Source organism: Halomonas sp. I1, assembly GCF_032334135.1.
Lineage (GTDB): Bacteria > Pseudomonadota > Gammaproteobacteria > Pseudomonadales > Halomonadaceae > Halomonas.
The window spans coordinates 49,258-55,872 of sequence record NZ_JAVXUS010000020.1 but is presented as its reverse complement, the minus strand read 5'-3'; the positions used below and the strand labels follow the sequence as shown (position 1 = coordinate 55,872).

Sequence of the window (6,615 nt, the reverse complement as noted above, 5' to 3'; positions counted from 1 at the left end):
ACCCTCGGATGCGTCGGTGGACGATGCGGCTTCCTCGCCGCCCTGCGACTCGGACGATTCACCCTCGGATGCGTCGGTGGCCGGCGCTGCTTCCTCGCCGCCCTGAGACTCGGACGCTTCACTCTCGGATGCTTCAGTGGACGATGCGGCTTCCTCGCCGCCCTGAGACTCGGTCGCTTCACTCTCGCTCGCGTCGGTGGACGACGCCGCTTTCTCGCTGCCAGTTTCCGAACGAGCCTGCTCACCGTCATCGGCCTCATTGGCCGGAGTCACTTCAGCGTCGAGGTTGGCCAGGGCATCGCGCCAACCGGCCAGCTCGCTCTTCAGCTCTGCCAACTGCTGGCTGCGCGCCTCGACCTTGCTGTCGAGCCCCGCGAGCTCCTCACGCCCTTCCTGAAGCTTGGTCTTCAGCGCTTCCAGCTTGCTGCTGGCGTCGTCACGCTGAGCCTGCAGCTGCTGATGCTCCTCGCGCAACGGCTCCAGGGACGCTTCCAGCTCACCGCTCTGCTGCTCGAGTTCGGCGACCTGTTCAGCCAGATTTTCCCGTTGCTGCTCAGCCTGCTGACGGGCGTCCACGGCCTCGTCGCGAGCCGCCAGGGCCTCGTCACGAGCCTGTGACGCCTCTTCCGCCTGTTGCCGGGTTTCCTCCAGCGAGGCTTGGCGCTCCTCGAGCCGCTGCTCGGCCTCGGACACCTTGGATTGCAGAGGCTCGAGGGCGGCATTGGCTTCCTCGAGTTGTGTTCTGGCCTGCTCGACGTCGGCGGTAACGCTCTCCAGCTCTGCCTCGGCGGCCTGACGCTGCTGTTCGAGCTCGTCGGTACGCGCTTGAAGTGCCTCGACCTCGGATTGCGCTGCCTCCTGTTCGGCCACCTGGCTCTTGAGGGTCTCGTTCTCGGTCTGAAGCGCTTCCAGTCGTGATTGCAGTGAGCGGCGCGCCTCATTGCTGGAACTGACGCTGGATTGGGCGAACAATGCCCAGACCACGGCCACCACGGCCACGGCGGCCAGCACCCTGACACGGTTGTCCTGAAAAAGCTGTCGCATGGAACTGTCTGACATCGGCTTTCTCCCCCGACATGGGTCGATGTGTATGGCATTGGCCCTTCCCGGGCCATGCGCGATGGGTCGATTCAGCATACACCCTGGGGCGCCTCTTGGCGTCAACTCTTCGCCAACACCGGATAACGTCCTTGTGCATGGACGGATATCCTGGCGCGCCATGCGGCAATTGACGCGAATCGCGTCGGACAGCGTATCATGCCAGGAGATCCTCGACCGGCTTGCCCATGTCCGACTCCCCGACATTCCCGCCCAGCCGACGCTACCTCTCCACGCTCGCCAGCCGAGTGGCTCGCTTCGCCTGGCGCGTCCTGGCCACCTTCCTGCGCAATCGCGGCATCCTGCTGGCGGGCGGTGTCGGCTACAACGTCCTGCTGTCGATCGTGCCCTTGTTCGCCCTGCTGGTCGTGTTGCTGGCAGGCGTGGTGGACGAGCAGCAACTGATGGGGGTGCTGGCCGTCCAGGTCCGCCACCTCACCCCCGCCTATGCCGAAGTGGTGCTCGATGCGGTGCGCTCGCTGCTCGACTCGCGTGATGCCATCGGCATCCTCGGCATCCCGGTACTGCTGGTCTTCAGTTCCTTCGCCTTCCGCATGCTCGAGGATGCCCTGGCGATCATCTTCCATGCCTCGGATACCCATGCCGATCGTTCGGTATGGGTGTCGGTGTTGATGCCCTATGCCTTCATGCTGGTGCTGGGGGCCGGTCTGTTGAGCCTGACGCTCATGGTCAGCCTGGCCAACACCGTCAATACGGTCTGGATGGCACTGCTCGGGCGTGAGCTGCCGTTTTCGGGCCTCTCCGGCCCGATGCTCAACCTGACCAGTTTCGTCGGGGTCTTCCTGCTGTTCAGCGCCATCTACAAGGTCATGCCGGTCGTCCGGATCGCCCTGCACCGCGCCCTGATCGGCGGCTTCGTCGCTGCGCTGCTCTGGGAAGGCGCCCGCGCACTGCTGGTCTTCTATTTCACCAACCTTTCCTTCGTCAACGCCGTCTACGGCTCCCTGGCGACATTGATCGTGATCCTGCTGATCCTGGAAGTGGGTGCCATCATCCTGCTGCTTGGTGCTCAGGTCATCGCCGAACTGGAACGCAACACTCGCCTGGGCCTGGCCTGGCACATCGATTCCCGTCACCAGGCCGTCACCCACGTGGACTGACCGTCCCGACATGCCGCTCAGAACGTGGACAGCCCGCTGGCCTCCATCAATCGATACCGCCACCAGGCCATGGCGCCCACATCATCGGCCTCGGTGTATTCACGACTGGTGGTGCGCGCCGGGGTCGAGTGCCACTGTCGCTCGACATGGTCGATGGCATCGGCCAGGGCCGGCTGCGCCGCCGGTCCCGTCAGGCGTACGCTGGTCTCCAGATTGAGATTGTCCAGGTTCCGGCGCGTGTAGTTGGCCGATCCCAGGATCATCGACGCCTCGTCTCCCGCCGCGGCTCGATGGAGCAGCAACTTGGTGTGGCACTGCTCGCCCCGGGTAACGCACCAGCGCACTTCGACATCGGCCACCTCCAGTTCCTCGGCCACCGGACGATTGGGAATGCCCCCCTTCTCGATGCCGAAGGCCTCGCGATTGGCATCGAGCAGCACGCGCACCGTCACGCCGCGCCGACGTGCCTCGATCATCGATTCGATCAAGGGCCGATGCGACAGATAGAAGACCGCGACATCCAGACGATCACCGGGCACCGCGTCGCGAACCATCTGCAGCAACGCATCGCGAATCGCCCCTTCGGTCAGTACCCGCAAGGTCGCACCCTCGGGCTCGCTGGACGGTGCTGGCGACGGCGGGCCAGGCAGGGTCACGCCGGCCCAGGCTGCCACCGGACGTTCGGAAGCCAGCAGGTCGAGTGCCGCCGCCCCCTCGAAACGCAGGGCCAGGTTATCGTGCAGGCTGCTCGCGTCATGGGGGTTGGCGGAAGTCACCAGCCCCGCCCAGTCATCGCCCTGATCCACCACCAGCGTCTTGCGGTGGTTGGCACGGAAGTTGAGCAGCGCCAGATAGCTGCGCAAGGTCACGCGCCCCGGCCCCATCGCGTTGGGCAACCAGCCACTTTCGGGATTGTTGCCCAGCCGGTCGAGCCCCAGGTGCCAGATACCGGACCAGAGCGGATTGGACGCACGCAGCCTGTCCAGATCGGTCATCACGACCTTGATGCCCGCCTTGCGCAGCCGCTCGAGATGCTCAAGCGCCAAGCCGCCGTACAGGGTGTTCAGCGGGTCGGTGATCACCACCGCCTCGAGGTCTGGATAACGGGAACGCTGCTCGACTAGCGCATCGGCGAGGCGAGACGAGAGCGGCACGAAATCGTCATTTCCCGCTGCTTCGCCCGCGAAGTCGTTGAACAGGAACATGTCCATCACGATCAGGCGGCGAGCCTGACCGATCATCGCCAGCACTTCGTCGAATATCGCCTGGTCGAGATGCCGCTGCCCCGAATCGTCATACCAGGTCTCGTCGACGAGCAGACGCGCCTCGACGACGCGCCGTTCGGGATGCGCCAACCCGATGCCCTCCGGCAGCGGCTTGTAACGCTGCCAGGCAGCCATGCTCCCCCACAGCGCCATCGCGATAGCCAGAACTCCCCATAACCACATGGACGTGCCGCCTCCCTGGCGGGTGTTTCCGAGTCTCGGCATGCCGTCGCTCCCGGCTGATGGTGGCCCGATTCCGTGGCCATGCCGAGCAGCATACCGGCTTGTCATCCAGCGTGCAGGTTTCGACGTCCACCCTCTCAGAGGGTGTTTACAAAAGTCACGAGCGACGGCCAGACAAGGCGAAATTAGGCGAGAATGCGGAGTTTATCCGTACTAAATGAGCATTTCGAGCCGAATTTCAACGCAGTATGGTCGAGCGCAGTAATTTGTAAACACCCTCTCAGGACAAGGCGAAGAAGGCACCGATCGCCGCAATCGCCGCACCGACGACACGCAGCGGACGGCTCTCGCGGGCCTGCAGCCAGCCACCGGCCAATCGCGCCGTCAGGGTAATCGCCAATGTCGCCAGACTGAAGCCCGCCAGATAGGTGACCAGCGAGGCGCCATGCGGCATCTCGGTGCCATGGGCATGGCCGTGGAAGAGCATGAAGCCCACCACCAGAAGGCCACCCAGCAAGCCAGGCAGGCGTGCCAGCGTCGCGACCAGCACCCCGGCCAGCAGCACCGACAGCGCGATGGCGCTTTCCACCCCGGGTAGACCGACACCGACGACGGCCAGTCCCGCACCGATGATCATGCCGCCCACCGCGAGACAGGGCACGGCCAGGCGGAGTCGACGCGACTGACCGAGGCTCCACAGGCCGATGGCGGCCATCGCCAGCAGATGATCGGGACCGAACAGCGGATGTACCAGACCGGCCATGAAACCACCCTGTTCGGCGCCATGGCCGGGGTGTGCCATGGCCAGGCCGGACATCAGGAGCAGGCCGGGAACGACGAGCCAGAAACGGAAATAAGGCAGAGGGGGCATGGTGATCTCCTTGTCGTGATCGAGGGTCGATCGGTGGCAGTTCAGGAACGCGTGTCGAGCCGGTCGGGCAACATGCCGCGCTCGACGAGAAAGTCGACAATGGTGTCCAGACCCACGCCGTCGTGCAGGTTGGTGAACACGAAAGGCCGCTCGCCACGCATCATGGCCGCGTCGCGCTCCATGACCTCGAGGGACGCATGAACCTGTTCGGCAATATCGATCTTGTTGATGATCAACAGGTCGGACTTGGTGATGCCCGGTCCGCCCTTGCGCGGAATCTTGTCGCCGGCCGACACGTCGATCACGTAGAGCGTCAGATCGGAAAGCTCCGGGCTGAAGGTCGCCGACAGGTTGTCGCCGCCGGATTCGACCAGCACCAGCTCGAGTCCCGGATGGCGGGCCTGGAGATCATCGATGGCGGCGAGGTTCATCGAGGCATCCTCGCGAATCGCGGTGTGCGGACAGCCCCCGGTCTCGACCCCGAGGATCCGATCGGCGGGCAGCGCCTGATGATGCGTCAGGAAATCGGCATCCTCGCGGGTATAGATATCGTTGGTCACCACGGCGATATCGTAGCGCTCGCGCAGCGCCAGACAGAGCTGCTTGAGCAGCGCCGTCTTGCCGGAGCCCACCGGACCACCAACGCCTACACGAAGGCAATGTTTCATCTCATTTTCTCCTTGGCCGTCAGGGCGGCTCTGTCAGGTTTGCGGTGCAGTCAGGCCAGCCGCTGCCGCATCCATCTCACGTGGCCGCTGGCGACTCGGTCGAGGCGACGCGGTCGATCTTCAGGGAGGAAGATCGAGGAAAGCCGGCACAGGGCGGTGCCGTCTTTCCGACCGCAGGAGACCGAGCGAGGCGCCAGGGTTTCGGACGCGGGGCGTGGTGAGCGCAGTGCGCTGGCCTGGCGGCTTCGATCTGTCAACTTCGAAACAACCGCGAATACTGGGTCTCGTGCAGGGCACTGGCGAGCGCCAGGCCGGGCAATGCCGGCCCCAGGTCGTCGTCCGGCAACCTCGATGCGGCCTCGACTGCGTCGGCGAGCACCGGCCGCGTGCGCTCGATGATGCGCTGGGCCGAGGTCTGCCCCAACGGCAATGCCTTGCAGGCCACCGCCAGCTGGTTCTCGAGCCAGGCCCAGGCGAAGCCCAGCAACGCTTCTTCTTCGTCGATACCGCGTCGCCAGGCGGCCAGGCCGAACATCACCACATAGCCCGGGGACTCGGGCAGCCTCGGCGTCGTCGGCAAGAGCGCCAGGTTGCCCAGCAGTCTCACCAGCGCCGCCCCCAGGCGACGCTCCTCCTCGAGTAACTCCCGAGTCTCGCGATTGGCCTGGAGCCAGTCGTTCCAATACGTCAATGACGCCGCGTCGCTGGCCTCCCAAGCCCGCATGACACGGGCCAGTACCGGCAGGTCGCAGCGTGTCAGGCCATCATCGAGTACACCCTGCACCCAGGCCTCGAGACTCCTTTCGTCACTGACCCAACCGAGCTCGAAGGCGCTCTCCAGCCCCTGCGACCAGGCAAAGGCGCCGATCGGCAAGGCCGGGCTGACCAGCTGCAGCAAGCCCGTCAGTGCCAGCGGGTCGCGATGACTCGGATTCGTCTCAGTGGGCATGATCATGGCCATGATGTTCCACCGCGCCATAGGCCCCGGGCTCGGGATCGAACGGCGCCTCGTGATGCTCGAGTCGAGCGCCCAGCCGGCTCGCCAGGTCTTCCAGGACATGATCCGGCGCAAAGCGCACCCAGCCATGGTGCTCATCGCCGCCGATTGCCAGGGTCACGTGTCGGTTGCCCAGGTGATAGCACAGTCGGGCCAGTGGCAGGCCGGCCGGCACATGGGCGGTCACCACCGGCTCACCGGCGGCGCGCACGGCAATCACGTCCCCCTCTTCGGTGCCCAGCCCCTCGCCATCACGAAGCACCGGGCCGCGCTCCAGGAACACCCCCAACTCCCGCCCGGCATCGCTCGTTGCCTTGAAGCGGCCCCGCACGCGCCGCTCATAGGGCAGCGTCAGGGTATCGGAGGCCTGGCCCACCACGATGGGCCCCAGGCGTTCGGTCAGTTTCAACAT

The 6,615-nt window shown here is 65.2% G+C and carries 7 protein-coding genes; 1 reads left to right on the top strand and 6 read right to left on the bottom strand.

The features are described from left to right. On the bottom strand, positions 1–1,059 hold a 1,059-nt coding region (locus RSO41_RS16415), incomplete at its 3' end, for a hypothetical protein (protein ID WP_315620293.1). 227 nt (positions 1,060–1,286) lie between these two features. Between RSO41_RS16415 and RSO41_RS16410 the strand changes: the two genes are divergently transcribed. Then, entirely contained in the window at positions 1,287–2,219 is a 933-nt protein-coding gene (locus RSO41_RS16410; RefSeq protein ID WP_315620308.1) for a YihY/virulence factor BrkB family protein, read from the top strand. 17 nt (positions 2,220–2,236) lie between these two features. On the opposite strand, the gene RSO41_RS16405 is transcribed toward RSO41_RS16410, so the two are convergent. From RSO41_RS16405 to ureE, 5 genes are all read right to left on the bottom strand, one after another. After that, positions 2,237–3,709 carry a phospholipase D-like domain-containing protein gene (locus RSO41_RS16405; protein WP_315620292.1) on the bottom strand — a complete coding sequence of 491 codons (1,473 nt, stop codon included), beginning with the start codon at positions 3,707–3,709 and terminating at the stop codon, positions 2,237–2,239. Between the two features lie 238 nt (positions 3,710–3,947). Then, positions 3,948–4,538 (bottom strand): HupE/UreJ family protein, encoded by a 591-nt coding sequence (locus tag RSO41_RS16400; RefSeq protein ID WP_315620291.1) that lies wholly within the window; start codon positions 4,536–4,538, stop codon positions 3,948–3,950. Between the two features lie 41 nt (positions 4,539–4,579). After that, the gene (ureG, locus tag RSO41_RS16395; protein ID WP_315620290.1) at positions 4,580–5,206 is read right to left on the bottom strand and encodes an urease accessory protein UreG; all 627 of its coding nucleotides are present in this window, start codon (positions 5,204–5,206) and stop codon (positions 4,580–4,582) included. Between the two features lie 253 nt (positions 5,207–5,459). Beyond that, entirely contained in the window at positions 5,460–6,155 is a 696-nt protein-coding gene (locus RSO41_RS16390; protein ID WP_315620307.1) for an urease accessory protein UreF, read from the bottom strand. Continuing rightward, positions 6,145–6,615, bottom strand: coding sequence for an urease accessory protein UreE (gene ureE / locus RSO41_RS16385; protein WP_315620289.1), 471 nt, complete (start codon positions 6,613–6,615; stop codon positions 6,145–6,147). The genes RSO41_RS16390 and ureE overlap by 11 nt, the downstream gene beginning before the upstream one ends.